Origin of the sequence: Serratia sp. CY84636 (assembly GCF_052166245.1) — a bacterium.
Lineage (GTDB): Bacteria > Pseudomonadota > Gammaproteobacteria > Enterobacterales > Enterobacteriaceae > Serratia > Serratia nevei.
Window position 1 is genome coordinate 344,318 of sequence record NZ_JBJNOX010000004.1, and the last position, 24,222, is coordinate 368,539.

At 61.6% G+C, this 24,222-nt stretch carries 25 protein-coding genes and 3 tRNA genes; 20 read left to right on the plus strand and 8 right to left on the minus strand.

Features of this window, described 5'->3' with window-relative positions:
- The first annotated feature begins 11 nt into the window (after positions 1-11).
- The 4 genes from ACJ8QI_RS15905 to fucP are packed head-to-tail and all read left to right on the plus strand — an operon-like array spanning position 12 to position 3,255.
- Positions 12-875 carry an amidohydrolase family protein gene (locus ACJ8QI_RS15905; protein ID WP_442532801.1) on the plus strand — a complete coding sequence of 288 codons (864 nt, stop codon included), beginning with the start codon at positions 12-14 and terminating at the stop codon, positions 873-875.
- A complete protein-coding gene (locus ACJ8QI_RS15910; RefSeq protein WP_033636997.1) occupies positions 853-1,629 on the plus strand; it encodes an SDR family oxidoreductase in 777 nt (258 codons plus the stop codon). The genes ACJ8QI_RS15905 and ACJ8QI_RS15910 overlap by 23 nt, the downstream gene beginning before the upstream one ends.
- Positions 1,626-1,985, plus strand: coding sequence for an L-rhamnose mutarotase (locus ACJ8QI_RS15915; RefSeq protein ID WP_025305196.1), 360 nt, complete (start codon positions 1,626-1,628; stop codon positions 1,983-1,985). Before ACJ8QI_RS15910 ends, ACJ8QI_RS15915 begins: the two co-directional genes overlap by 4 nt.
- A 40-nt stretch (positions 1,986-2,025) precedes the next feature.
- Positions 2,026-3,255: an L-fucose:H+ symporter permease gene (fucP, locus tag ACJ8QI_RS15920; RefSeq protein WP_442532802.1), complete on the plus strand. Its 1,230-nt coding sequence runs from the start codon at positions 2,026-2,028 to the stop codon at positions 3,253-3,255.
- 1 nt (position 3,256) lies between these two features.
- On the opposite strand, the gene ACJ8QI_RS15925 is transcribed toward fucP, so the two are convergent.
- Entirely contained in the window at positions 3,257-4,459 is a 1,203-nt protein-coding gene (locus tag ACJ8QI_RS15925; RefSeq protein WP_442532803.1) for an MFS transporter, read from the minus strand.
- Positions 4,460-4,567: 108 nt separating this feature from the next.
- On the opposite strand from ACJ8QI_RS15925, the gene ACJ8QI_RS15930 reads away from it, so the two are divergent.
- Positions 4,568-5,479, plus strand: a complete 912-nt coding sequence (locus tag ACJ8QI_RS15930; protein WP_336843791.1) for a LysR family transcriptional regulator — start codon at positions 4,568-4,570, stop codon at positions 5,477-5,479.
- A gap of 8 nt (positions 5,480-5,487) precedes the next feature.
- Here the strand turns inward: ACJ8QI_RS15930 and ACJ8QI_RS15935 are convergent, their stop codons facing one another.
- Positions 5,488-6,573: a GGDEF domain-containing protein gene (locus ACJ8QI_RS15935; RefSeq protein ID WP_060440803.1), complete on the minus strand. Its 1,086-nt coding sequence runs from the start codon at positions 6,571-6,573 to the stop codon at positions 5,488-5,490.
- 260 nt (positions 6,574-6,833) lie between these two features.
- On the opposite strand from ACJ8QI_RS15935, the gene ACJ8QI_RS15940 reads away from it, so the two are divergent.
- Positions 6,834-7,118 (plus strand): DUF1435 domain-containing protein, encoded by a 285-nt coding sequence (locus ACJ8QI_RS15940; protein ID WP_048233751.1) that lies wholly within the window; start codon positions 6,834-6,836, stop codon positions 7,116-7,118.
- Between the two features lie 88 nt (positions 7,119-7,206).
- Here the strand turns inward: ACJ8QI_RS15940 and ACJ8QI_RS15945 are convergent.
- The 4 genes from ACJ8QI_RS15945 to ACJ8QI_RS15960 all read right to left on the minus strand — a co-directional run bounded on the left by ACJ8QI_RS15945 (position 7,207) and on the right by ACJ8QI_RS15960 (position 8,562).
- A tRNA-Leu gene (locus ACJ8QI_RS15945) sits at positions 7,207-7,293 on the minus strand.
- A gap of 42 nt (positions 7,294-7,335) precedes the next feature.
- Positions 7,336-7,422 (minus strand) — tRNA-Leu (locus ACJ8QI_RS15950).
- A gap of 36 nt (positions 7,423-7,458) precedes the next feature.
- Positions 7,459-7,545, minus strand: a tRNA-Leu gene (locus tag ACJ8QI_RS15955).
- A gap of 72 nt (positions 7,546-7,617) precedes the next feature.
- Complete coding sequence (locus ACJ8QI_RS15960) at positions 7,618-8,562, minus strand: LysR family transcriptional regulator (RefSeq protein ID WP_194573090.1); 945 nt, start codon at positions 8,560-8,562, stop codon at positions 7,618-7,620.
- A gap of 118 nt (positions 8,563-8,680) precedes the next feature.
- Here ACJ8QI_RS15960 and ACJ8QI_RS15965 point away from each other — a divergent pair, with 118 nt between their 5' ends.
- A complete protein-coding gene (locus tag ACJ8QI_RS15965; protein WP_206190206.1) occupies positions 8,681-9,673 on the plus strand; it encodes an aldo/keto reductase in 993 nt (330 codons plus the stop codon).
- Between the two features lie 50 nt (positions 9,674-9,723).
- On the opposite strand, the gene rsmC is transcribed toward ACJ8QI_RS15965, so the two are convergent.
- Positions 9,724-10,764 carry a 16S rRNA (guanine(1207)-N(2))-methyltransferase RsmC gene (rsmC, locus tag ACJ8QI_RS15970; protein ID WP_442532804.1) on the minus strand — a complete coding sequence of 347 codons (1,041 nt, stop codon included), beginning with the start codon at positions 10,762-10,764 and terminating at the stop codon, positions 9,724-9,726.
- Between the two features lie 146 nt (positions 10,765-10,910).
- Between rsmC and ACJ8QI_RS15975 the strand changes: the two genes are divergently transcribed.
- From ACJ8QI_RS15975 to deoD, 13 genes are all read left to right on the plus strand, one after another.
- A complete protein-coding gene (locus tag ACJ8QI_RS15975) occupies positions 10,911-11,348 on the plus strand; it encodes a DNA polymerase III subunit psi (RefSeq protein ID WP_442532805.1) in 438 nt (145 codons plus the stop codon).
- Positions 11,293-11,736, plus strand: a complete 444-nt coding sequence (gene rimI / locus ACJ8QI_RS15980; protein ID WP_100396035.1) for a ribosomal protein S18-alanine N-acetyltransferase — start codon at positions 11,293-11,295, stop codon at positions 11,734-11,736. Before ACJ8QI_RS15975 ends, rimI begins: the two co-directional genes overlap by 56 nt.
- A 151-nt stretch (positions 11,737-11,887) precedes the next feature.
- Positions 11,888-13,477 (plus strand): peptide chain release factor 3, encoded by a 1,590-nt coding sequence (gene prfC / locus ACJ8QI_RS15985; protein ID WP_038878480.1) that lies wholly within the window; start codon positions 11,888-11,890, stop codon positions 13,475-13,477.
- 517 nt (positions 13,478-13,994) lie between these two features.
- Positions 13,995-14,609: a molecular chaperone OsmY gene (osmY, locus tag ACJ8QI_RS15990; RefSeq protein ID WP_038878482.1), complete on the plus strand. Its 615-nt coding sequence runs from the start codon at positions 13,995-13,997 to the stop codon at positions 14,607-14,609.
- A 161-nt stretch (positions 14,610-14,770) separates the two neighbouring features.
- A complete protein-coding gene (locus ACJ8QI_RS15995) occupies positions 14,771-14,932 on the plus strand; it encodes a DUF1328 domain-containing protein (RefSeq protein WP_004857650.1) in 162 nt (53 codons plus the stop codon).
- 68 nt (positions 14,933-15,000) lie between these two features.
- On the plus strand, positions 15,001-15,186 hold the full coding sequence (locus tag ACJ8QI_RS16000) for a CsbD family protein (protein ID WP_060422311.1): 186 nt from the start codon (positions 15,001-15,003) through the stop codon (positions 15,184-15,186).
- Positions 15,187-15,196: 10 nt separating this feature from the next.
- On the plus strand, positions 15,197-16,315 hold the full coding sequence (locus ACJ8QI_RS16005) for a patatin-like phospholipase family protein (protein ID WP_442532806.1): 1,119 nt from the start codon (positions 15,197-15,199) through the stop codon (positions 16,313-16,315).
- On the plus strand, positions 16,312-17,094 hold the full coding sequence (locus ACJ8QI_RS16010; RefSeq protein ID WP_060422321.1) for a TatD family hydrolase: 783 nt from the start codon (positions 16,312-16,314) through the stop codon (positions 17,092-17,094). Before ACJ8QI_RS16005 ends, ACJ8QI_RS16010 begins: the two co-directional genes overlap by 4 nt.
- A 184-nt stretch (positions 17,095-17,278) precedes the next feature.
- Positions 17,279-18,556, plus strand: coding sequence for a NupC/NupG family nucleoside CNT transporter (locus ACJ8QI_RS16015; protein ID WP_038630188.1), 1,278 nt, complete (start codon positions 17,279-17,281; stop codon positions 18,554-18,556).
- 370 nt (positions 18,557-18,926) lie between these two features.
- The gene (gene deoC, locus ACJ8QI_RS16020) at positions 18,927-19,706 is read left to right on the plus strand and encodes a deoxyribose-phosphate aldolase (RefSeq protein WP_004933072.1); all 780 of its coding nucleotides are present in this window, start codon (positions 18,927-18,929) and stop codon (positions 19,704-19,706) included.
- Positions 19,707-19,772: 66 nt separating this feature from the next.
- Positions 19,773-21,095, plus strand: a complete 1,323-nt coding sequence (gene deoA, locus ACJ8QI_RS16025; protein ID WP_141957924.1) for a thymidine phosphorylase — start codon at positions 19,773-19,775, stop codon at positions 21,093-21,095.
- 70 nt (positions 21,096-21,165) lie between these two features.
- Positions 21,166-22,389 (plus strand): phosphopentomutase, encoded by a 1,224-nt coding sequence (deoB, locus tag ACJ8QI_RS16030; protein WP_049198074.1) that lies wholly within the window; start codon positions 21,166-21,168, stop codon positions 22,387-22,389.
- Positions 22,390-22,555: 166 nt separating this feature from the next.
- Complete coding sequence (deoD, locus tag ACJ8QI_RS16035) at positions 22,556-23,287, plus strand: purine-nucleoside phosphorylase (RefSeq protein WP_004933059.1); 732 nt, start codon at positions 22,556-22,558, stop codon at positions 23,285-23,287.
- A 169-nt stretch (positions 23,288-23,456) separates the two neighbouring features.
- On the opposite strand, the gene ACJ8QI_RS16040 is transcribed toward deoD, so the two are convergent.
- On the minus strand, positions 23,457-24,140 hold the full coding sequence (locus ACJ8QI_RS16040) for a YtjB family periplasmic protein (RefSeq protein WP_060422328.1): 684 nt from the start codon (positions 24,138-24,140) through the stop codon (positions 23,457-23,459).
- Positions 24,141-24,222: the final 82 nt, after the last annotated feature.

The window sequence follows — 24,222 nt, forward strand, 5'->3', positions numbered from 1 at the left end:
GGGAGGATCGTATGCCGCGCATCGACGCTCACCAGCACTACTGGCGCTATCACCCCCAGCACTACCTGTGGATCGACGAGCGGATGAGCGTGCTGCGGCAGGATTTCGATCCGCCCCGGCTGCGGCCGCTGTTGCAGGAACAGGGGTTCGACGGCGCGCTGGCGGTGCAGGCGCGCCCCAGCGAGGAAGAGACGCTGGCCCTGCTGGCGCTGGCTGAGCAGGGCGAGGGCATATGCGGCGTGGTGGGCTGGCTGGACATCGCCGCGCCCCAGCTGGCGCAGCGTCTGGAGGCCTTGCGGCCTTACAGCGCGCTGCGCGGGGTGCGCCATCAGGTACAGGACGAAGCGGATCCGGCGGCCTGGCTGGCGCGGCCGGAGGTGGAACGCGGCATGCAAACGCTGCAGCGCGCCGGGTATGTGTACGAGATCCTGGTGACGCACCGGCATCTGGCGGCCGCGGCGGTGTTCGCCACCCGCCACGATGAGCACTGGCTGGTGTTGGATCATTTCGGCAAGCCGGACATCGCGCGCGGCGCGCGGCACTGGGCGCAGCAAATCCGGCCGCTGGCGGCGCTGCCGCACGTGGCCTGCAAATTGTCGGGGCTGATCACCGAGGCGCCGGGTGGCCGGTGGCGGGCGGAAGAACTGCTGCCGTTCTTCGACGCCGCGCTGGAGGCGTTCGGCCCGCAGCGGCTGATGTTCGGCTCCGACTGGCCGGTGTGCCTGCTGGCCGGCGACTACCGCCAGGTGGTGCAACTGTGCGAACGGGCGCTGTCGACGCTGGGGGCCGCCGAGCAGGCGGCGATTTGGGGCGACACCGCCTGGCGAATTTACGGTTTAACGGAGTCTGGTTATGGATCTGTATCTGCAAGATAAGGTGGTGCTGGTCACCGGCGGCGGTGCCGGCATCGGCGCGGCGATTGCTCATGTGCTGGCCGAAGAAGGGGCGATCCCGGTGCTGGTCACCAACGCCGCGCCGGAGGCGGCGCTGCTGGCCGATTTGCAGCGGCTGCAGCCGCGCACCGAGGTGATCCTCACCGAACTGTGCGACGAGGCGGCCTGCCGCCGCGCGGTCAGCCAGACGCTGGCGGCCTTCGGCCGTATCGACGGGCTGGTGAATAACGCCGGGGTCAACGACGGCGTCGGGCTGGAGGCAGGGCGCGAAGCGTTCGTCGGCTCGCTGGAAAAGAACCTGGTGCACTACTACCTGATGGCGCACCTGTGCCAGGCGGCGCTGCAGGAGAGCCGGGGCGCCATCGTCAATATCGCCTCCAAGACCGCGCTCAGCGGCCAGGGCGGCACCAGCGGCTACACCGCCGCCAAGGGCGCGGTGCTGGCGCTGACGCGCGAATGGGCGGTGTCGCTGCGCCATGACGGGGTGCGGGTGAACGCGGTGGTGCCGGCGGAGGTGATCACCCCGCAGTACCAGCGCTGGCTCAACACCTTCGCCGAGCCGCAGCGGCAGATGGCGAAAATCACCGCGCGCATTCCGCTCGGGCAGCGCATGACCACGCCGCAGGAGATCGCCGACACCGTGGCGTTCCTGTTGTCGTCGCGGTCGTCGCATACCACCGGGCAATGGCTGTCGGTGGACGGCGGCTACCTGCATCTCGATCGGGCGCTGACGTGAGCGGCGCGGCGGCAGGGCGGCGCCGTTTCTGCCAGGCGCTCGATCTGATTGACTCACCGGCGCTGATTGCGGAGTACCAGCAGCATCATCAGCGCATCTGGCCGGGCATCGCCGCGCATTTGCGCGAGCACGGCATTCTGGACATGGAGATTTACCGGTTGGGCACCCGGCTGTTCATGATCGTGGAGGTCAGCGCCGATTTCGACGCCGCGCGTTTTGACGCCGCCAGCCTGAACAACCCCGAAGTACAGCGATGGGAAGCGCTGATGTGGCACTACCAGGCCACCACCCCCTGGACGCCGCAGGGCGAAAAATGGGTGGAAATGGCGCGGATATTTTCTCTGCAACAGCAATAACGCCAACATCATCATCGCCAGACGATACGAGGGTATCACTATGCTTGCTGAAAAAAGTGCGGCCTCCGCGCAGCCGGGCGTCGCCGTGACCGCCAATCTGCGCTGGGCCTTTATCCTGGTCACCAGCCTGTTCTTCATGTGGGGGCTGTCCTATGGCCTGCTGGACGTATTGAACAAACATTTTCAGGAGACGTTGCACGTTACCAAGGCGCAGTCGGGGCTGTTGCAGGCGGCCTATTTCGGCGCCTATTTCCTGGTGGCGCTGCCCGCCGGATACTTTATGGACCGCAAGGGCTATAAGGCGGGCATTCTGGTCGGGCTGTGTCTGTATGCGCTGGGGGCGCTGCTGTTCGTGCCGGCGGCGTCGGCCAACAGCTTCGGCGTGTTCCTGTTCGCGCTGTTCGTTATCGCCAGCGGTTTGGGCTGCCTGGAAACGGCCGCCAACCCGTACGCCACGGTGCTGGGCGACGCGCAGGGCGCCGAACGGCGGCTCAACCTGGCCCAGTCGTTCAACGGCCTCGGGCAGTTTATCGGCCCGTTGATCGGCGGCACGCTGTTCTTCTCCGCCAGCCAGTCCGCCGGCGGCGGCGATCAGAGCGCGGTGAAGATGACCTATGTGGCGATCGCCGTGCTGGTGCTGCTGATCGCGCTGTTGTTTAGCCGCACCCGGCTGCCGGCGATCCGCGAAGAGGAAAAACCGGTGCACGGGGTGATAGCGCAGGGATTGTGGCAGCATCCGCATTTCGTCGGCGGGGTCATCACGCAGTTCTTCTACGTGGCGGCGCAGGTGGGCGTAGGGGCGTTCTTCATCAACTATGCCACCGAGCACTGGCGCGAGGTGTCTAACCAGAGCGCCTCTTACCTGCTGTCGATCGCCATGATCTGCTTTATGGTCGGGCGTTTCTTCAGCACCTGGTTGATGGGGCGAGTCAAGCCGGCGACGCTGTTGGCGGCCTATGCGCTGATCAACATCGCGCTGTGCGGCGTGGTGATGCTGAGCGTTGACGGCGCGTCGGTGGTGGCGCTGATCGCGGTATTCTTCTTTATGTCGATCATGTTCCCGACGATTTTCGCCCTGGGGGTGAAAAACCTGGGTAAACACACCAAGCGCGCCAGCTCCTTTATGATCATGGCGATCGTCGGCGGCGCCATCATGCCGTACTTTATGGGGGCGCTGGCTGACCGTTACAGCACCGCACTCTCTTATCTGCTGCCGCTGCTGTGCTTCGCGGTGGTGCTGGTTTACGGCCTGCGGCAGCGCCGCGCCTGATTCAACCCGGCGGCGAATCGGCCTTCGCCGCCGTTGTCAGCGCCTGTGGGCGGGTTCGCATCAGGATCGCCAACGCCAGCAGCAGCACGATGCCGGACAGCACGCCGTTTAGCGTCAATCCCCCTGCATCCACCACCAGCCCGCCCGCCAGTGAACCGCAGGAAATCGCCAGATTAAACAGCGCGATATACAGTGAAGAGGCGACCTCGGCCGCGTCGGGGGCCGCCTTGAGCATCCATGCCATCAGCGAAACGGAAACGCCGCCGTAGGCGATGCCCCACAGCAGGAGGAAGGCGCCGCCGCTCAGCGGCGCGTGGCCCAGCAGCGGCAGCAGCAGGACGGCGAGCGCCAGCCCGAGGGCGATCAGCGCCAGGGTGCGGCGCAGCCGTTTGGCGGCGGCCTGGCCGGCGATGAAATTCCCGACGATACCGGCGGCGCCGTAGGCGAACAGCAGCGGCCCCACCCAGCGGCCCTCGATGCCGGCGACCGTCTGCAGCAGCGGGCGGACAAAGGTGTAAGCCATAAAGTGGCCGGCGACCAGCAGAAACGTCAGCAGCAGCCCGAGGAGCAGCCGGCGATTCGCGCGCTGCGCGGTGAATAAGCGCCAGCTCACCGCCTGCGTGACCGGTAGCGGCGGCAGCACGCACAGCAGCAGGAGCAGGGTCAGCGCCGCCAGGATGGCGACGGCCAGAAACGCCATGCGCCAGCCCAGCGCTTCGCCGAGGAACACCCCGAGCGGCACGCCGAACACCGAGGCTGCCGCTACGCCGCCGAAGATGACGGACAGCGCCAATCCGACGGAGGCCGGCGGCACCAGACGTTCCGCCAACCCACCCGCGATGGCCCAGATGCCGCCGATGCAAAAGCCCAGCAGGATGCGAGCAGCGAACAGCAGCGCCAGGGAGGTGGCGGCGGCGGCCAGCAGGTTGGCGGCGATCAGCAGCAGCAGAAAGGCGATCAGCAGGCTGCGGCGATCCGTGCGCCGGGCACCCAGCACCACCAGCGGGGCGAACAGCGCGGCAAACAGGGCGGGCAGGGAAATCAGCAGCCCGGCGCGGCCTATCGATGCGTTCAAGGTGCTGACGATCGGAGTCAGCAGCCCGACGGGCAGCATTTCTGCCGTGACGACGGTAAAGGTGGACAGGGCGATAGCGAAAGTCGCCAGCCAGGGTTTTGCGCCGCCGCCGGCGTGTAAGGCACTCATAATGACTCTCCCAACAGATGAAGAGCCTCAGTGTATCCGCGCCAAAATGGCTGATAAACTGGCCTGAATGCGCAACATTGGGGATAAATCGTGGCTAATTTACCGTCTATGCCGTTGGATAACCTGACCGACCTGCTGGTGTTCATTCGCGTCGCCGACGCCCGCAGCTTCACGCTGGCAGCCGAGAGACTGGGCATTTCCCGATCGGCGGCGGGCAAATGCGTGAACCGATTGGAGGAACGATTGGCCACCCGGCTGCTGCAGCGCACCACGCGCAGCGTCAGCCTGACCGAAGACGGCGCGGTGTTTTACGAGTATGCGCAGCGCATCCTGTCGCAGGCCGAAGAGGCGGAAACGGCGCTGAATACGCGGCGGCAAACGCCGCGCGGGCGGCTGCGGCTGGATCTGCCGGTCTCGTTGGGGCGATTGCATATCCTGCCGATTCTGCGGGAGTTTTTGGCGCAGTGGCCGGAGATGGACGCCGACGTCAGCTTCTCCGATGAGTACAGCGATCTGGTGCGCGACGGCATCGACGTGGCTGTCCGCGTCGGCGGCAGCGACGATAGCCGGCTGGTGCGGCGGGTGCTCGCGCCGCATCGCCTGATCACCTGCGCGGCGCCGGATTATCTGGCGCGGCACGGTACGCCTGCAAAACTGGAAGCGTTGGGCGAGCACGAGACGCTGGTCTTCAGCCATCAGGGGCTGCCGGCGCCCTGGCGCTATTTGGTCAACGGCCAACTGTACGAACAGCCGGTGCGTGGCCGGATGCGTTTCAACAACGTCGAAGCCTTGCGGGATGCGGCCGTCGCCGGAGCCGGCCTGTGCCAAGTGGGAGCGTTTCTGGTCGGCGAGCAGATTGCGGCCGGCACGCTGGTGCCGGTGCTGGAGCGCTATTGTCGCCCGGGGCCGCCGATCTGCGCCGTCTACCCCAGCCGACGCCATCTCTCCCCCAAGGTGAAACTGTTTCTGGCGGCGATCGAACGGCGTTGGCAAGGCAGGGCGATTTGGGAAGTCGATTAGCGAACCTGTTACTCCTGCGGCTGCAGCAGGGCGGGCTGGACGTTTTGCGCCAGCTGGATATTGTTGCGGCCGCTGTGCTTCGCCAGATAGAGCGCGGCGTCGGCCGCGCCGATCGCCGATTCGACGTCCAGCTTTTCCAGCGCGGAGATGCCGGCGCTGAGCGTCAGCGTGCCGCTGTGCTGCGGGCTGGCGCCGTGTGGGATGTTCAGTTCCGCCACCCGTTGGCGCACCCGTTCGGCCAGCTGCGCCGCGTAGCCTTCGTGCACGTTGGTCAGCAGCACCAAAAACTCTTCCCCGCCGTAGCGCACCACGATGTCGCGCGAACGTACCGCATCGCGGATGGCGATCGCCACCTGCACCAGCGCCCGGTCGCCCATCGCGTGGCCGTAGCTGTCGTTGTAGACCTTGAAGTGGTCGATATCCAGCAGCAGCACGTAGTGGCGGCCGGTTTGCGGTTCCAGCAGCATGTTGATCTTATTCTCCAGCCCGCGGCGGTTATAAAGACCGGTCAGGGGATCGAGCATGCTTAAATTATTGAATTTGTCCCGTTCGTTATACAGGTTGGCCACCAGCGCGTGGGTAAAGATTTCACTGCGTTTCAACATCAGGTGGTGGATGGAGAAAGCGATAATAGGTAATAGCGTGGTGAATAATATCCGCAGGGTATTATGCATACCGTCTAAAGCCAGGATCACCATTGCGGAAGGCACGGCGTGTAAACAAAAGGCGGTAAAGTTATCCGTCAGAGAAATAGCGCTGATAAAAAAGATGCTGAACAAACTAATTAATAAAAAATCTTGGTTATTCGGTAGGCAATATTGACTTTTAACGTAAATATGGGCGGCCCACAGCAGGCCGAGCACGCTGGCGAACAGGTTGAGTTTGCACAGGTATTTCCGCGGCGTTTGCAGGGAGAATAGCGCCGCCGCCAGACAAAATAGCGGTATACATAATAAAGGTAGGGTAAATGAGGGCGTATCCCTAAAAGGGAACAATAACGTAAATACGGAAGAGGCGGCATTCATCACCAGAAAAAGAAATAATGCCAGGCGCTGCTTGCTGTTCAGTAATTCCTGATAAGAACGGGCGTTCATACGGAGGTCACTCTTTGCAAAGTCGTTCTGTCGAATAATTAAGGTTGAGAAGCATTCCCTCGGCGCGAAATATCCACGGAAGTTGCATGGTTGATGATTGTGATTATTATCATGCAAACAGGACTAGGAATTTTCTTATGTCAAATTATCATTTTTTCATGCTGGTGTCATCTGGGTTTGGTCACCGCAGTGAAAATGATGCGGCGGCCAAAAAAGTGTTATATGATATTGGTTATCATTATCACTTAAAGGGGGTTATCATGCTCACCGCCATGATTGCCGCGTGTGGACTGTGGGGCGTCAGCTGGTGCCTCGGCGATCGCCTGGCCAGCGCCTGGGGCGTTTTGCTGCCGTGCGCGCTGATGCCGCTGCTGGCCTTGATCGATCTGAATATGATGCAGCTGCGCACCCTGATTGTGATAGCGATGCTGGCGACGCTGGTGATGCTGTTCAACAGCCGGCTGCGTCACTATCTGCTGCTGCCTTCCTGCATGGCGCTGGCGGGCGGCCTGGCGGCAATCAGCCTCAACTTCAGCTTCGCGTAAACGCCGGAAACGGCAAAACCACGCTTAGGCGTGTTTATCATCAATGCGTTGGGATTTTTTCGAAGGAACTACCGGAGAGATCATCAATTGGTGCGAAGAGAGGGACTTGAACCCTCACGTCCGTAAGGACACTAACACCTGAAGCTAGCGCGTCTACCAATTCCGCCACCTTCGCACAGTCGATGTTGTTGCTTTGATTTATATTACGTCGCCAGCTTGGTGCGAAGAGAGGGACTTGAACCCTCACGTCCGTAAGAACACTAACACCTGAAGCTAGCGCGTCTACCAATTCCGCCACCTTCGCATCGATGCTGAGTGCAATATAAATCATGTGGTTATTTGGTGCGAAGAGAGGGACTTGAACCCTCACGTCCGTAAGGACACTAACACCTGAAGCTAGCGCGTCTACCAATTCCGCCACCTTCGCGTACCAGAAACATTACCGGAGTAACGTTACCACGGAGGCGAATTCTAGAGATTTTGGCGGGCACGTCAACAGTTATTTCCCCGCTTTGCGGGCGTTTGCTGGAAAAACAGCCATATCGCCGCTTTTCTGCTGGTCAAACAGCCAAATCAGCCAATCAATCAACACCCTGACCCGTGGCGCCAGGAAACGGCCGGGCGGATACATGATGTAAATCGGCATCGGTGGAGGCGGCGTGCCCGCCAACACTTCCACCAGTTCGCCCCGTTCCAGCCAGGGAGCAAGTGAATAGCGCGCCGCCTGAATCAACCCCATGCCGGCACGCGCGCCGGCGATGTAGGCGTCGGCGCCGCTGACGCTCAGCCGGGCGGGGAGTTCGCGCAGTTCCACCTTGCCGCCACGGCAGAATTCCAGCGGATAATCGCGGTTGCTGGCCAGGGAAAAATACCCTACCGCGCGGTGCGGCGCCAGGCTATCGATGTCGAGCGGCGTGCCGCAGGCCTGCAGGTAAGCGGGGGAAGCGCAGGTGATCTGCGGCAGCTGGGCGATGCGCCGCGCCACCAGGCTGTCGTCTTCGGTTTCCCAGGCGCGCAGCACGCAGTCTACGCCTTCGCGCAACAGATCGACGTGGGTGTCGTTGGCGCCCAGCGCCAGCGTGATGTCGGGATAGCGCCGGTAAAAGTCGTCCAGCGCCGGAATGACGATCTGGCGCGCCAGCGAATGGGGCATATCGATGCGTACCTTGCCGGACGGCTGCAGCTTATGGTGGCTGAACAGCGTGTCCGCTTCCTCAAGCGCTCCCAACAGCTGTACGCAGCGTTGATAGTAAAGGCTGCCTTCGCTGGTCACCTGTACCTGGCGGGTGGTGCGGATCAGCAGGCGCACGCCCAGCCGCTGCTCCAGCCGCTTTAGCGCGTTGCTGACCGTGGCACGCGGCAGCTGCAGGCGCTCGGCGGCCCGGCTGAAGCTGCCCAGTTCGACGATGCGGGTAAAAATGCGCATGGCTTGAACCTGATCCATGTCCACTCCGGATTGTTGGTGATTTTTGAACAGTGATGTGCGATCTGCATTATTTATCTTTGTAGTGTAAACAACCAGACTTTGCTGCGTTATCCGTTCATCGCATGAGGGCAGCACAATGCAACAACGTAAACTGGGTTCCCACGGTCCCGTCGTCTCCGCCCTGGGGCTGGGATGCATGGGCATGAGCGACTTCTACTCCACCGGCGCCGATCGGCAGGAGGCCATCGCCACGCTGCACCGGGCGCTGGAGCTGGGCGTCACGCTGCTCGACACCGCCGACATGTATGGCCCGCACACCAACGAGGAGTTGGTGGGGGAAGCGATCAAGGGCAAACGGCAACAGGTGTTCCTGGCCACCAAGTTCGGCATCCTGCGCGATCCGGCGGATCCTTCGGCGCGCGGCGTCAGCAGCCGGCCCGAGTATATTCGGCGCTCGGTGGAAGGCAGCCTGCGGCGCTTGGGCGTAGAGGAGATCGATCTTTATTATCAGCATCGGGTCGATCCGCAGGTGCCGATCGAAGACGTCGTGGGCACGATGGCGGATCTGATCCGCGAAGGCAAGATCCGCTATATCGGCCTGAGCGAGGCGTCGGTCGCCACGCTGGAGCGGGCGCACAAAGTGCATCCGATCACGGCGTTGCAGACCGAGTATTCGCTGTGGACGCGCGATGCTGAACAGGGCGTGCTGGCCGCCTGTGAGCGCCTGGGGATCGGCTTTGTGCCTTACAGCCCGTTAGGGCGCGGTTTCCTTACCGGCGCTATCCGGCGGCCGGAGGATCTGGCCGAGGACGATTTCCGCCGCGGCAACCCGCGCTTCCAGGGCGAAAACTTCGCCCGCAACCTGGCGCTGGTGGAGAAGGTGGGTGAGCTGGCGGCGCAGAAGGGCGTCAAGCCTTCACAGCTGGCGCTGGCCTGGGTGTTGGCGCAGGGCGAGCACATCGTGCCGATCCCCGGCACCAAACGCCGTCGCTATCTGGAAGAGAACGTCGCGGCGGCGGAGATAACGCTGAGCGCGGCCGAACTGGCGGCGATCGAAGCGGTGTTTCCGCTGAGTGCAGCGGCCGGCGATCGCTACGGCGCCGAGTCGATGGCCTATATCAACGGCTAAAAAAAAGCGCGGCCTCAGGCCGCGCTCTGTCGTTTTCCGCCAACGGCGAATTATTTCTTCTTCGGCGCGCGCGGTAGGCGGCCGACGGTGGCCTGATACACTTTGAAGCGGCCGTTCTGCGCCAGCACTTCGTGGCTGCCGAAGGTGGCGTCCAGAATGTCCGGGTACGGCAGGAAGGCGTTGGCGACGATGCGCAGCTGGCCGCCGATCGGCAGGTGTTTCACCGCGCCGCGGATCAGGGTTTCGGCGGCGGTCAGGCTGGTCTGCAGCCCGTCGTGGAACGGCGGGTTGGAGATGATCATGTCGAAACGGCCGGTGATGTCGGAGTAAACGTTGCTGACGATCACTTCGCCTTCGATGCCGTTGGCGGCCAGCGTCGCGCGGCTGGATTCCACCGCGGCGGCGTTGACGTCGCTGAGGGTCAGTTTCACCTTCGGCGACAGCTTGGCCATCACCGAGGCCATCACGCCGGCGCCGCAGCCGATGTCCAGCACCTTGCCTTTCATGTGTTTTTCCAGCGTCGACAGCAGCAGCGAGCTGCCGACGTCCAGGCCGTCGCGGCTGAACACGCCCGGCAGCGTTTTCACTTCCAGATCGTGCAGCTGATAGCTGTCCCACCAGTCGTTCAGGTCGAATTCGGTCTGCGCGTCCAGACGGCCGTGATACAGGCCGCAGCGGCGCGCGCTGTCGATTTTCACCAGCGCAACGTGGCCTTCCAGCGTTGGCTCGGCGCTGCGCACGCCGCTGCGGTTTTCACCGACCACGAACACGTCTACGCCCACCGGCAGCAGCGCCAGGATGTTGCACAGCTGGAATTGCGCTTCCTGCTTGCTCTTCGGCCAGTAGTAAACCAGCGTATCGCAGTTGGCGACGAAAGCGGGATCGATGGTCAAACCGAACTGCACGTTATCGCCCATCGTCCGGTTCAGTAACTGCCAGTGATGGTATTGCTGAGTGTGGACGCGCACGTCCGCGGCCTCGAATTGGGCCGGCAGGCTGTCCTGCAGGTCGCCGGCAAACAGCACGCGGCGTTCGATAAATTCATCACTCTGGCGCAGCATGACTTCACTGGCGGGGGTTAATGCAGACATCAGATATTGGCTCCTGGAAATGAGACCGGGGATTATAGAGCTTTGTGGCGATATGTTCGACGGGTTTGTTGGCGCGGGCTGCGCGGGTTTGTTAGCATAGCGCGGCGCATGGCAGGCATGGCGCACCACAACGGGTAGGAATCGGCATGGCATCAAAACGCGACTGGCTGTTACAACAACTGGGTATTACGCAGTGGACATTGCGCCGCCCGAGCGTGTTGCAGGGCGAAGTGGCGGTCAGTCTGCCGCCCGAGGCGCGCCTGCTGGTGGTGGCGCAGACGCTGCCCGCGTCCGACGATCCGCTGTTTTGCGACGTGCTGCTCAGCCTGGGGCTGACGCCGGCGCAAACCTACAGCCTGACGCCGGAACAGGCGGCGATGCTGCCTGAAGAGACCGCATGCAACAGTTGGCGGCTGGGCGTGGCGGAACCGCTTGCGGTCGCCGGTGCGCAGCTATACAGCCCGGCGCTGGCCGAGCTTTCCCAAGACGCGGGGGCCAAACGCGCCCTCTGGCAGCAGATTAGTCATCATGAACACGATTTCTACCCTGACGGCGGCCGACCTGGCCACGGCCTTCACCATTGAGCAAGCCAGCCACGCTTTCCCCTGGACGGAAACCACCTTCGCCAGCAATCAGGGCGATCGCTACCTTAACCTGAAGCTGAACGCCGAAGGGGAAATGGCGGGATTCGCCATCACGCAGATCGTGCTGGACGAAGCCACGCTGTTCAACATCGCCATTCATCCGCGGTGGCAGCGCCGGGGCTTTGGCCGCCTGCTGCTCAACGCGGTGATCGAACAGCTGGAGAGCCGTGGCGTGGTGACGCTGTGGCTGGAGGTGCGCGCCTCCAACCAGGCGGCGATCGCACTGTATGAAGATCTCGGTTTCAACGAGGTCACCGTGCGCCGCAATTATTACCCGAGCGCCCACGGCCGCGAAGACGCGATCGTGATGGCGCTGCCGCTGGCGTAATCCGCCCGGCCGGTAAAAGCATTGATTGTCACCGGTTGGCAAATCGGCGAAAATGCCCGGCTGTTATCTTTTATTCACCGCTTTGCCCGGCGCCGCGATCGGCGCGTTCTGATGATGTCGCAGGGCGGACTAACCGTAGAACCTGAAAACCATGTCTCCTAGTGAATTTGCCCGCGAAGTCTCCAAAAGAAGAACTTTCGCCATCATCTCGCACCCCGATGCCGGTAAAACCACCATTACCGAAAAAGTGCTGCTGTTCGGACAGGCGATCCAGACCGCCGGTACGGTAAAAGGCCGTGGCTCCAGCCAGCACGCCAAATCCGACTGGATGGAAATGGAAAAGCAGCGTGGGATCTCGATCACCACCTCCGTGATGCAGTTCCCGTACCGCGACAGCCTGGTTAACCTGCTGGATACCCCGGGGCACGAAGACTTCTCCGAAGATACTTACCGTACCCTGACCGCCGTCGACTGCTGTCTGATGGTGATCGACGCCGCCAAGGGCGTTGAGGATCGTACCCGTAAGCTGATGGAAGTCACCCGTCTGCGCGACACGCCGATCCTGACCTTCATGAACAAACTGGACCGCGACATCCGCGATCCGATGGAAGTGATGGATGAAGTCGAGCGCGAACTGAAGATCGCCTGCTCGCCTATCACCTGGCCGATCGGCTGCGGCAAGCTGTTCAAGGGCGTTTACCACCTGTACAAGGATGAAACCTACCTGTATCAGACCGGTAAAGGCCACACCATCCAGGAAGTGCGCATCGTCAAAGGCCTGGACAACCCGGAGCTGGATGCGGCGGTGGGCGAAGATCTGGCGGCGCAGCTGCGCGATGAGCTGGAGCTGGTGCAGGGCGCTTCCCACGAGTTCGATCAGGAGGCCTTCCTGAGCGGCGAGCTGACCCCGGTGTTCTTCGGTACCGCACTCGGTAACTTCGGCGTGGATCACATGCTGGACGGCCTGGTGGCCTGGGCGCCGGCGCCGATGCCGCGCAAAACCGACACCCGCGAAGTGACGGCGGCGGAAGAGAAATTCACCGGTTTCGTCTTCAAGATCCAGGCCAACATGGATCCGAAACACCGCGACCGCGTGGCCTTTATGCGCGTGGTGTCCGGCCGCTACGAGAAGGGCATGAAGCTGCGCCAGGTGCGTACCGGCAAAGACGTAGTGATCTCCGACGCGCTGACCTTTATGGCCGGCGACCGTTCGCACGTGGAAGAAGCCTACCCGGGCGACATCATCGGCCTGCACAACCACGGCACCATTCAGATCGGCGATACCTTCACCCAGGGTGAAGACATGAAGTTCACCGGTATTCCGAACTTCGCGCCGGAGCTGTTCCGCCGTATTCGCCTGCGCGACCCGCTGAAGCAGAAACAGCTGCTGAAGGGGCTGGTGCAGCTGTCCGAAGAGGGCGCGGTACAGGTGTTCCGTCCGATCGCCAACAACGATCTGATCGTCGGCGCGGTCGGTGTGCTGCAGTTCGACGTGGTGGTGGCGCGTTTGAAGAGCGAGTACAACGTGGAAGCGCTGTACGAATCGGTCAACGTGTCGACCGCGCGCTGGGTCGAGTGCGACGACGTGAAGAAGTTCGAAGAGTTCAAGCGCAAGAACGAGATCAACCTGGCGCTGGACGGCGGGGATAACCTGTCCTACATCGCGCCGACCATGGTGAACCTCAACCTGACGCAGGAACGCTATCCTGACGTGACCTTCCGCAAAACCCGCGAACACTGATCGCTCGGCAGGGCGCCCAGTGCGCCCTGCACGCTTCTCCTATCCTCACTGCGCTAATTAATAAATCTTCCTCATATTTTATCCTGCGAACCGATATCGCCAGGCGATGTTCGTACGGCCTGCGTTTTCCGTCTGATGGTCTATCTTTAACGAGATGTCCGCACATTGCTTGAGAGTAAATCACTGTAATACGCTATTTGTTTGGTGAGTTATTCTGATGTGTTGCCGATAGGAGACAGTTAGTATCTTTAAATATCAATGAGATAGCTATATTTCAGTTTTGTGTAACTTAGCCTGTCGCCAATAGACGACAGTTTTTTGGCTAAAAATTCGACTTCTGAATTTTTTTCTTTGATTTTTAAGGTGTTTTTTGAGTTGGCACGGCCGTTGCAATACTCCTGTCGTGAACGCTTAATCGTATAGCGATGATGAAGTATTTACCGAGAAGGCCGCGTGAAGGTGGCCGCAGGGTTCCGGCGCTCTGGCGTCGAGAGCCCCCAACAAAAGGAAGAGATCGATGAAAAAGACCAAATTTGCACACTCGCTGATGGCTGTCGTATTGGGTTCTGTTTTGGTAAGCGGCAGTGCGCTGGCCGAAGACAGCCTGCTCAACAAGGCGTCTAACGCCGCGGATAGTGCCGGTGCCAAAATCGATAGCTCCATGAAAAAAGTTGACGGTTACATGGATGACAGCGCGATAACGGCTAAAGTTAAAAGTGCGTTGGTGGAAGATAAGACTATCAAAAGCTCCGACATTTCGGTGAAAACCGAAAAAGGCACCGTGATCCTGAGTGGGTTCGTCGGCAGCCAGGCGCAGGCGGAGCATGCGGTCGCGGTCGCCGGTAAGGTGGAAGGCGTCAAGACCGTCAGCGACAAGCTGCACGTGAAAGATGAAGCCAACCAGTCGATCAAATCGTATGCCGGCGACACCGCCACTACCAGCGAGCTGAAAGCCAAGCTGCTGGCCGATGACATCGTGCCGTCGCGCAATGTGAAAGTGGAAACCACCGATGGTGTGGTGCAGCTTTCCGGTGAGGTGAAAACGCAGGCGCAGTCTGAGCGTGCGGAAAGCATCGCCAAGGCTATCGACGGCGTGAAAAGCGTGAAAAACGACCTGGTGGTCAAGCAGTAATTCCGCCAGGCGCCCGTAACAAGCAACAACAAGCCGCATCTGTCGGGCCGTGAAGGCGGCCCGGCATGTAACACCAAAAAAAGAAACTGATTTGCCGTCGACGTCCCGTTGTCGGGGTGGTAGATGGCAGCGAATTTTTTCACAATGGTAAGGAGAAGCTTATGTTTCGTTGGGGCATTATCTTTTTAGTCATCGCGCTTATCGCTGCGGCGCTGGGGTTCGGTTCGTTGGCGGGCACCGCTGCCTGGGCGGCTAAAATCGTGTTCGTTGTCGGCATCATCCTGTTCCTGGTCAGCCTGTTCACCGGCCGCCGTCGCCCTTAGCCGGCGGGCATTTTCCCGTAAACTGTAACAAAGCTTAACTCCTTTTCTCACGTCGGGGAGGGCCGGCCATGAACAGCGACATCATCGTCGGGCGCTGGAAACAGCTGAAAGGCCAGGTATGGCAGGCGTGGGCAGAATGGTCCGGCAGCGATTATGCCTGGCTGGCCGGCAGCAACGATTTCCTCGCCGGCGTACTGCAAGAGGATTACGGAAGAGAGCGAGACGCGGTATCCTCGGAGAAAACGTCTCACTGAGGATGCCAAGTTGGGATACAGAATACCCATCACGCTCGGCAATATAGAACCGCTGGCGTCTAAACCCTTTCGGCCAGGCAAGATGGCGCTGGTCTGCGAAGGCGGCGGCCAGCGCGGCATTTTCACCGCCGGCGTGCTGGACGAGTTTCAGCGTGCGGGCTTTAACCCTTTCGATCTGCTGATCGGCACATCGGCCGGCGCCCAGAATCTGTCTGCGTACATCTGCGGGCAGATGGGCTACGCGCGCCGGGTGATCACCCGTTACACCACCTCGGCCCAATTCTTTAATCCGCTGCGCTTCGTGCGCGGCGGGCATCTGATCGATCTCGATTGGCTGGTCGATACGGCGGCGGCGCAGATGCCGTTGGCGATGGACGTGGCGGAACAGCACCTTACCGACGGACGCGAGTTCCTGCTGTGCGCCTGCCGCAGCGATGACTTTGAGCCGACCTACCTGCCGGCGCAGCGCGAACGCTGGCTGCCGGCCATCAAGGCGTCCAGCGCCATTCCCGGTTTTTATCGCCAGGGCGTGGAACTGGACGGCGTCAGCTATCAGGACGGCGGCATCAGCGATGCGATCCCGGTGGAAGAGGCCTATCGTCGCGGCGCTGACACCATCGTGGTGATCCGCACCGTGCCCTCGCAGATGTACTACACCCCGCAGTGGATGAAGCGCATGGAGCACTGGCTGAGCGACAGCAGCCTGCAGCAGATGGTGCGCATCCTGCAGCATCACGAGCAAAGCTATCACCGCATCCAGCGCTTTATCGAGAAGCCGCCGGGCAAGCTGCGCATCTTCGAAATCTTTCCGCCGAAGCCGCTGGCCAGCAATGCGTTGGGCAGCCGACTGGGTTCGCTCAATCAGGATTATCACCTGGGGCGCCGCTGCGGCCGTTACTTCCTGGCCACCGTCGGCCAGTGGATGGCGCAGCCGGAGCCGGACGGCATGAAGGTGAAAAAAGCGCTGTCGCGCCGCCTGATCCAGCCGGAGAACGTCAGAATGCCTTCGCCGATCGTGACCGATATCGTCATGCCGTCCGAGCTGGGCGCGCAGCCGGAGGCCGCGGTAGCGGCGCCGAAGATCATTCTGCCGGGTGATTTGCCGCCGGGTGAAGGGGGGGCGCTGTGAGTTACGCCTTTACCGATACTCACTGCCATTTCGATTTTCCGCCCTTTACCGGGCATGAGGCCGAGAGCCTGACGCGGGCGGCAAGCGCCGGCGTGCAGCGCATCATCGTCCCGACGGTCACCGCCGATCGCTTTGCCCGGGTGCTGCGGCTGGCGCAAGATCACGCGCCGCTGTTCGCCGCGCTGGGGCTGCACCCGCTGTATATCGCGCAGCATCATGAGCCGCAGTTGGAGCAGCTGGCAACGCTGCTGGCCGAACGGCCGCGCAAGCTGGTGGCAGTGGGGGAGATCGGGCTCGATCTGTATATGGACAACCCGCAGTTCGAGCGCCAGCAAAGCGTGCTGCTGGCCCAGCTGAGGCTGGCGAAACAGCATGACCTGCCGGTGATCCTCCATTCGCGTCGCACCCACGATCAGCTGGCCGCGGCGCTGCGGCGCATGCAGTTGCCGCGTCGCGGCGTGGTGCACGGCTTCGCCGGCAGCCTGTCGCAGGCGCAGGCCTTTATCCGCCTCGGCTATTACATCGGCGTGGGCGGCACCATCACCTATGAGCGGGCGCAAAAAACGCGCGGCGTGATGGCGCAGCTGCCGCTCGAGGCGCTGCTGCTGGAGACCGATGCGCCGGACATGCCGCTGGCCGGCTATCAGGGGCAGCCGAATCGCCCCGAACGCGCCGCCGAGGTGTTTCAAACGCTGTGCGAGCTGCGGCCGGAACCGGCCGACGAGATCGCCGCCCACCTGCAACGCAATACTCAGGCACTGTTCGCCATGCCGGATTGATGGGTTTATAACGTGACTTGCGTCACGTTATAAGATTTTCATTTGCGTCTCGTTGTATACATTTGTGACATAAATCGGTGCGAGGGTGACCTCGCTCAGTATAATCCCCCCCGAAACACTCCAATAGCAGACCTCTCTTCATGAGCAGGGATGTACTTTATTTTTTGCAACAGGGAAACTTTGCATGCAACTCATCATGAGTCTGGTCGGCATGGCGGTGCTGATCGCCATTGCGGTGCTGCTCTCCAGCAACCGCCGGGCCATCAAACTGCGCACCGTCGTGTGGGCGTTCATCATTCAGATCGGCATCGGCGCGCTGGTACTGTATGTGCCGCTGGGCCGCAGCATCCTCGGCAGTATGTCTAACGGTGTGGCAAACGTTATCGCCTACGGCAATCAGGGCATTTCGTTCATTTTTGGCGGGCTGGTGTCCGACAAGATGTTCGAGGTGTTCGGCGGCGGCGGCTTCGTGTTCGCGCTGCGCGTTCTGCCGGTGATCGTGTTCTTCTCCTCGCTGATTGCGGTGCTGTACTACCTCGGCATCATGCAGTTGGTGATCCGCGTGCTGGGCGGCGGCTTGCACAAGCTGCTGGGCACCTCGCGCACCGAATCGTTGTCGGCGACCGCCAACATTTTCGTTGGCCAGACCGAAGCGCCGCTGGTGGTGCGCCCGTATATTGCCACCATGAGCCAGTCAGAATTGTTCGCCGTGATGTGCGGCGGCCTGGCCTCGGTAGCCGGTTCGGTGCTGGCAGGGTACGCGCAGATGGGCGTGCCGCTGGAATACCTGATCGCCGCGTCCTTCATGGCCGCGCCGGGCGGGCTGCTGTTCGCCAAGCTGATGGTGCCGGAAACCGAGCAGACCCACGATAAAGACGATGCGATGAAGCTGATCGCCGAAGAAGAGCGTCCGGCCAACGTGATCGACGCGGCGGCTTCCGGCGCAGCCTCCGGCATGCAGCTGGCGCTGAACGTCGGTGCGATGCTGTTGGCGTTTATCGCGCTGATCGCCTTGCTTAACGGCATTCTCGGCGGTATCGGCGGCTGGTTCGATTATCCGCAGCTGTCGCTTGAACTGATCCTCGGTTGGGTGTTCTCACCGATCGCCTTCCTGATCGGCGTGCCGTGGAGCGAAGCGATGACCGCCGGTTCGTTTATCGGCCAGAAGATCATCGTCAACGAGTTCGTCGCCTACATGAACTTCGGCGCCTATCTGCGCCCGGACGACGTGGTGGCGGCGGAAGGCCTGCAGGTGCTGTCGACGCACACCAAGGCGATCATCTCCTTTGCGCTGTGCGGTTTCGCCAACCTCTCTTCGGTGGCGATCCTGCTGGGCGGTTTGGGGAGCATGGCGCCCAACCGTCGCCATGACATCGCACGCTTCGGTCTGAAGGCCGTGGCGGCGGGCACGCTGTCCAACCTGATGAGCGCCACCATCGCCGGTTTCTTCCTGGCGCTGTAAGCCATCCCGGAGCCCGCGACGGCGCGACCGATCGCGGGACTCCGCCTATACTCTAAGCAACGCGGGTGCTTGCCGCACCCGCAATCTTCAGCCGCTTCTTTAGCGAATTTGTGAACGATATCGCGTTATTTTGTGATGCTCTTCACATATAATTCCGGTCTGTTACAGTGCTATTTCATATAGTGTGACGATGAACGCGAATCGCCCTTGGCATTCGTGTTCAAATAGCTATTACTGGCCGGCCGCAAGGCGGGTGGCCATGTGCGGTGAGAAGGATCTCAGTTGCCGCCGCGGGAACGCCGTTCCCCTGCGCTATCTTCATGGAACCAAGTCCGCTCGCCAACACCCAGGTACTCAGTTGGAGAGTTTTATGACCGAATTAACCGCAGCAGCGCAACGTGCGCTGAACCTGATGGATTTAACCACGCTGAATGATGATGACACCGACGAGAAAGTGATCGCCCTCTGTCGTCAGGCCAACAGCCCGGCCGGCCACACGGCGGCCATCTGCATCTATCCGCGTTTTATTCCGGTAGCGCGCAAGGCGCTGCGCGAGCAAGGCACGCCGGATATCCGTATCGCCACCGTGACCAACTTCCCGCATGGCAACGACGATATCGACATCGCGCTGGCGGAAACCCGCGCGGCCATCGCCTATGGCGCGGATGAAGTGGACGTGGTGTTCCCTTACCGCGCGCTGATCGCCGGCAACGAACAGGTCGGCTTCGAGCTGGTGAAACAGTGCAAGCAGGCTTGTCAGGCGGCCAACGTGCTGCTGAAAGTGATTATCGAAACCGGTGAGCTGAAGCAGGCCGACCTGATCCGCAAGGCGTCCGAAATCGCCATCAAGGCCGGGGCGGACTTTATCAAGACCTCCACCGGCAAGGTGCCGGTCAACGCCACGCTGGAAAGCGCCGAGCTGATGATGTCGGTGATCCGCGATCTGGGCGTGGCGAAGACGGTGGGCTTCAAGCCGGCCGGCGGCGTGCGCACCGCAGAGGATGCGCTGCATTATCTGCAACTTGCCGATCGTATTCTGGGCGAAGGCTGGGCCGATGCGCGGCATTTCCGCTTTGGCGCTTCCAGCCTGCTGGCCAGCTTGCTGACCGCGCTGGGCCACCAGACCCAGACCGCCGGCGGCGGCTACTGATCGATTTCGTTGGCGGGCGCCAGGCGCGCCCGTCTGCACCGACTCTCGGCGACACAGGGGGATGCCTTGTTCCTGGCTCAAGAAATTATTCGTAAAAAACGCGACGGCCAGCCGTTAAGCGAAGCGGAAATCCGCTTTTTCATCAACGGCATTCGCGACAACGTGGTGTCGGAAGGGCAGATCGCCGCGCTGGCGATGACCATTTATTTCCATGACATGAGCATGCCGGAGCGCGTGGCGCTCACCATGGCGATGCGCGATTCCGGCACCGTGCTGGATTGGAAGAGTCTGGCGCTGAACGGCCCGATTGTCGACAAGCATTCGACCGGCGGCGTGGGCGACGTGACCTCGCTGATGCTTGGCCCGATGGTGGCGGCCTGCGGCGGCTATGTGCCGATGATCTCCGGCCGCGGCCTGGGGCATACCGGCGGCACGCTGGACAAGCTGGAAGCCATTCCGGGCTTCAATATTTTCCCGGACGATAACGCCTTCCGCAAAATCATTCAGGACGTCGGCGTGGCGATCATCGGCCAGACCAGCTCGCTGGCGCCGGCGGACAAACGTTTCTACGCCACCCGCGACATTACCGCTACCGTGGATTCGATCCCGCTGATCACCGCCTCCATTCTGGCCAAGAAGCTGGCGGAAGGGCTGGATGCGCTGGTAATGGACGTGAAGGTCGGCTCCGGCGCCTTTATGCCGACCTATGCCCTGTCGCAAGATTTGGCGCAGGCGATCGTCGGCGTGGCCAACGGCGCGGGCTGCAAGACTACCGCGCTGCTGACCGACATGAACCAGGTGCTGGCCTCCAGCGCCGGCAACGCGGTGGAAGTGCGCGAAGCGGTGCGCTTCCTGACCGGCGAATACCGCAACCCGCGCCTGCTGGAAGTGACGCTGGCGCTGTGCGTGGAAATGCTGCTGTCCGGCGGCCTGGCGCATGACGAGGCCGACGCGCGTGCCAAACTGCAGGCGGTGTTGGACAACGGCAAGGCGGCGGAGGTGTTTGGCCGCATGGTGGCGGCGCAGCAGGGGCCGATAGACTTCGTCGAACGCTACGATAGCTATCTGCCGGCGGCAACGCTGAGCAAGCCGGTGTATGCTGAAAAGCCGGGCATCATCAGCGCCATGGATACCCGCGCGCTGGGCATGGCGGTGGTTTCGCTGGGCGGCGGCCGTCGCCGGGCGAGCGACGCCATCGACTACAGCGTTGGTCTGACCGAGGTGGCGCGCCTGGGCGATAAAGTGGATGCCCAGCAGCCGTTGGCGATGATCCACGCCAACGATGAAGAGAGCTGGCAGCAGGCGGCCGATGCGGTGCGCAGCGCAATGACGCTGAGCGACAAGGCGCCGGAAGCGACGCCGGTGGTGTATAAGCGCATCACGGAATAACCCAAGAATCAGGAACGGCCGCGGCTTTTTCGCGGCCGTCCAAAGCGTGAGAACACGCAGGAGAGCACAGATGAAACGCACATTTATTATGGTATTGGACTCCTTCGGCATCGGCGCCAGCGAAGACGCCGAACGTTTTGGCGACCAGGGTTCCGACACCCTGGGCCACATCGCCGAGGTTTGCGCGCGCGGTGAGGCCAACGTGGGCCGCCAGGGCCCGCTGACGCTGCCTAACCTGAGCCGTCTGGGCCTCGGTAAAGCGGCTGAAGAGTCCACCGGCAACTTCCCGCAGGGGCTGGACCGCAACGCCGACATCATCGGCGCTTACGCTTACGCCAGCGAGCTCTCTTCCGGTAAAGACACGCCGTCGGGCCACTGGGAAATCGCCGGTGTGCCGGTGCTGTTCGACTGGGGCTACTTCACGGACGAGCACAACAGCTTCCCGCAGGCACTGCTGGACAAGCTGGTCGAGCGCGCCAAGCTGCCGGGTTACCTGGGCAACTGTCACTCGTCCGGCACCGTGATCCTCGATCAGCTGGGCGAAGAGCACATGAAAACCGGCAAGCCGATTTTCTACACCTCCGCCGACTCGGTGTTCCAGATCGCCTGCCATGAAGAAACCTTCGGCCTGGATCGCCTGTATGAGCTGTGCGAAATTGCGCGTGAAGAGCTGACCGAAGGCGGCTACAACATCGGCCGCGTGATCGCGCGTCCGTTCGTCGGCGATAAGCCGGGCCACTTCCAGCGCACCGGCAACCGCCACGATCTGGCGGTAGAGCCGCCGGCGCCGACCGTGCTGAAAAAGCTGGTGGATGAGAAGGGCGGCGAAGTGGTGTCGATCGGTAAAATCGCCGACATCTACGCCAACGTCGGCATCACCAAGAAGGTGAAGGCGACCGGCATCGACGCGCTGTTCGACGCGACCCTGATCGAAATGGAAAAGGCCGGCGACAACACCATCGTGTTCACCAACTTCGTGGACTTTGACTCCTCCTATGGCCACCGCCGCGACGTGGCGGGCTACGCTGCCGCGCTGGAGCTGTTCGACCGCCGCCTGCCGGAGCTGCTGAAGCTGGTGAAAGACGAAGACATCATCATCTTCACCGCCGACCACGGCTGCGACCCGACCTGGCCGGGCACCGACCACACCCGCGAACACATCCCGGTGCTGGTTTACGGCCCGAAAGTGAAGCCGGGCTCGCTGGGCCACCGCGAGACCTTTGCCGACATCGGCCAGACCGTCGCCAATTATTTTGGCCTGTCGCCGATGGATTACGGTAAGAGCATGTTCTAAGCCCTGTCTTTCAAGCCTCAGCGTTGTTAGCTTCACGCGTGAACCCCAGTCACTTACTCAAGTAAGCTCCTGGGGATTCACCCGCTAGCTGCCTGGCTGCAACTCGACATTCAAGGCTCAGATGTTTGACGTTTTTATTAAATAAGATTTCTAAAGGAAGAAAATTATGGCTACGCCGCACATTAATGCTGAGATGGGTGATTTCGCTGACGTAGTACTGATGCCGGGCGATCCGCTGCGTGCAAAATACATCGCCGAAACCTTCCTGGAAGGCGCGGTGGAAGTGAACAACGTGCGCGGCATGTTGGGCTTCACCGGCACCTACAAAGGCCGCCGCATCTCCGTAATGGGCCACGGCATGGGCATCCCGTCCTGCTCCATCTATGCGCGCGAGCTGATCGCCGAATTCGGCGTGAAGAAGATCATTCGCGTGGGCTCCTGCGGCGCGGTGCGTGACGATATCAAACTGCGTGACGTGGTGATCGGCATGGGCGCGTGCACCGACTCCAAGGTGAACCGTCTGCGCTTCAAGGACAACGACTACGCGGCGATCGCCGACTTCGACATGGTGCGCAACGCGGTCGACGCGGCGGCGGCGCAGGGCATCCCGGCGCGCGTGGGCAACATCTTCTCCGCCGATCTGTTCTACACGCCGGATCCGGACATGTTCCAGGTGATGAAGAAGTACGGCATCCTGGGCGTGGAAATGGAAGCGGCCGGCATCTACGGCGTGGCGGCGGAGCTGTACGAAGAGTTCGGCTGCAAGGCGCTGACCATCTGCACCGTGTCCGACCACATCCTGCGTCACGAAGCGACCACGGCGGCGGAACGCCAGACCACCTTTAACGAAATGATCGTTATCGCGCTGGAATCCGTGCTGCTGGGCGACAAAGCGTAATACCCCGGCGGGCGTCATCATGGCGCCCGCCCGTCAATCTATTCATTCCGCTTGGCCAGTTTTGGCTAACGCTTTACCTTTCAATTGGTTGTGGATCCCGTTGTTACGGACAATCTATTCACCGAAAGGACAAGAAAACGGCACGAGCGCATTCAGCGCCTGGCCTGAGTTACCCCTGCTTCGGCGCTTCCTGTTTTTTCTCCGGCGCATCCTCTTCGTCGTCTTCCACCGTATTGCCTTCTGCCAACGGCGTGTTGGCGGTCAACAGGTACGGCGACTGCTGCCAGCGGCTGCGGCGGTGTTGCAGCAGGGTGCGCGCCAGAATGATGCCGATCGCCAGCGCCAGCAGGATCATCAGGCGCAGCAGGTTGGTGGTGTTGTCCACCTGCTTGGATTCGGTCGCCAACACGTGGGTGTCGAGGGTGATGCGGATAAAGCCGATCGGGCCGTCTTTGCCCTGAATGGATTCGACCAACTGGTGGTTGAAGTAACTGCCGGCGCGTTTGCCGTCGAGCGACAGGCGATCGCGTATACTTATCTGTTCCCCGGCGTGGGAGACCAGCGTGCCGTCCAACTGATACACGCTGACGTCGAGAATGCGGCTGTGATCGGTGAGCTGCTTGAGGATGGCGTCGATGCGCGGGGTGTTGCCGTCGTCGTCCAGCAGCGGCGCCAGGCTGTAGGCGACCTGTTTGGTCAGCGTCTGCGCCAGTTCTTCAACCTGCTCGGATCGCGCCATTTGGTGACTCAGGCTAAAATAAGAGGCGCCCTGCATCAGCAGCACCAGCAAAGCCAGGCAAATCAGGATAATAGCGGTGCGGTGCAGGCGAAATTTCAGTTTAGCGCGAGCCATGCAGGTTCCTTGGGCATCGGGGACACTTTATGTTGCCAGAACCGCTGGCGATAGGATAGCTTGATGCGTCGTTTTATCATGC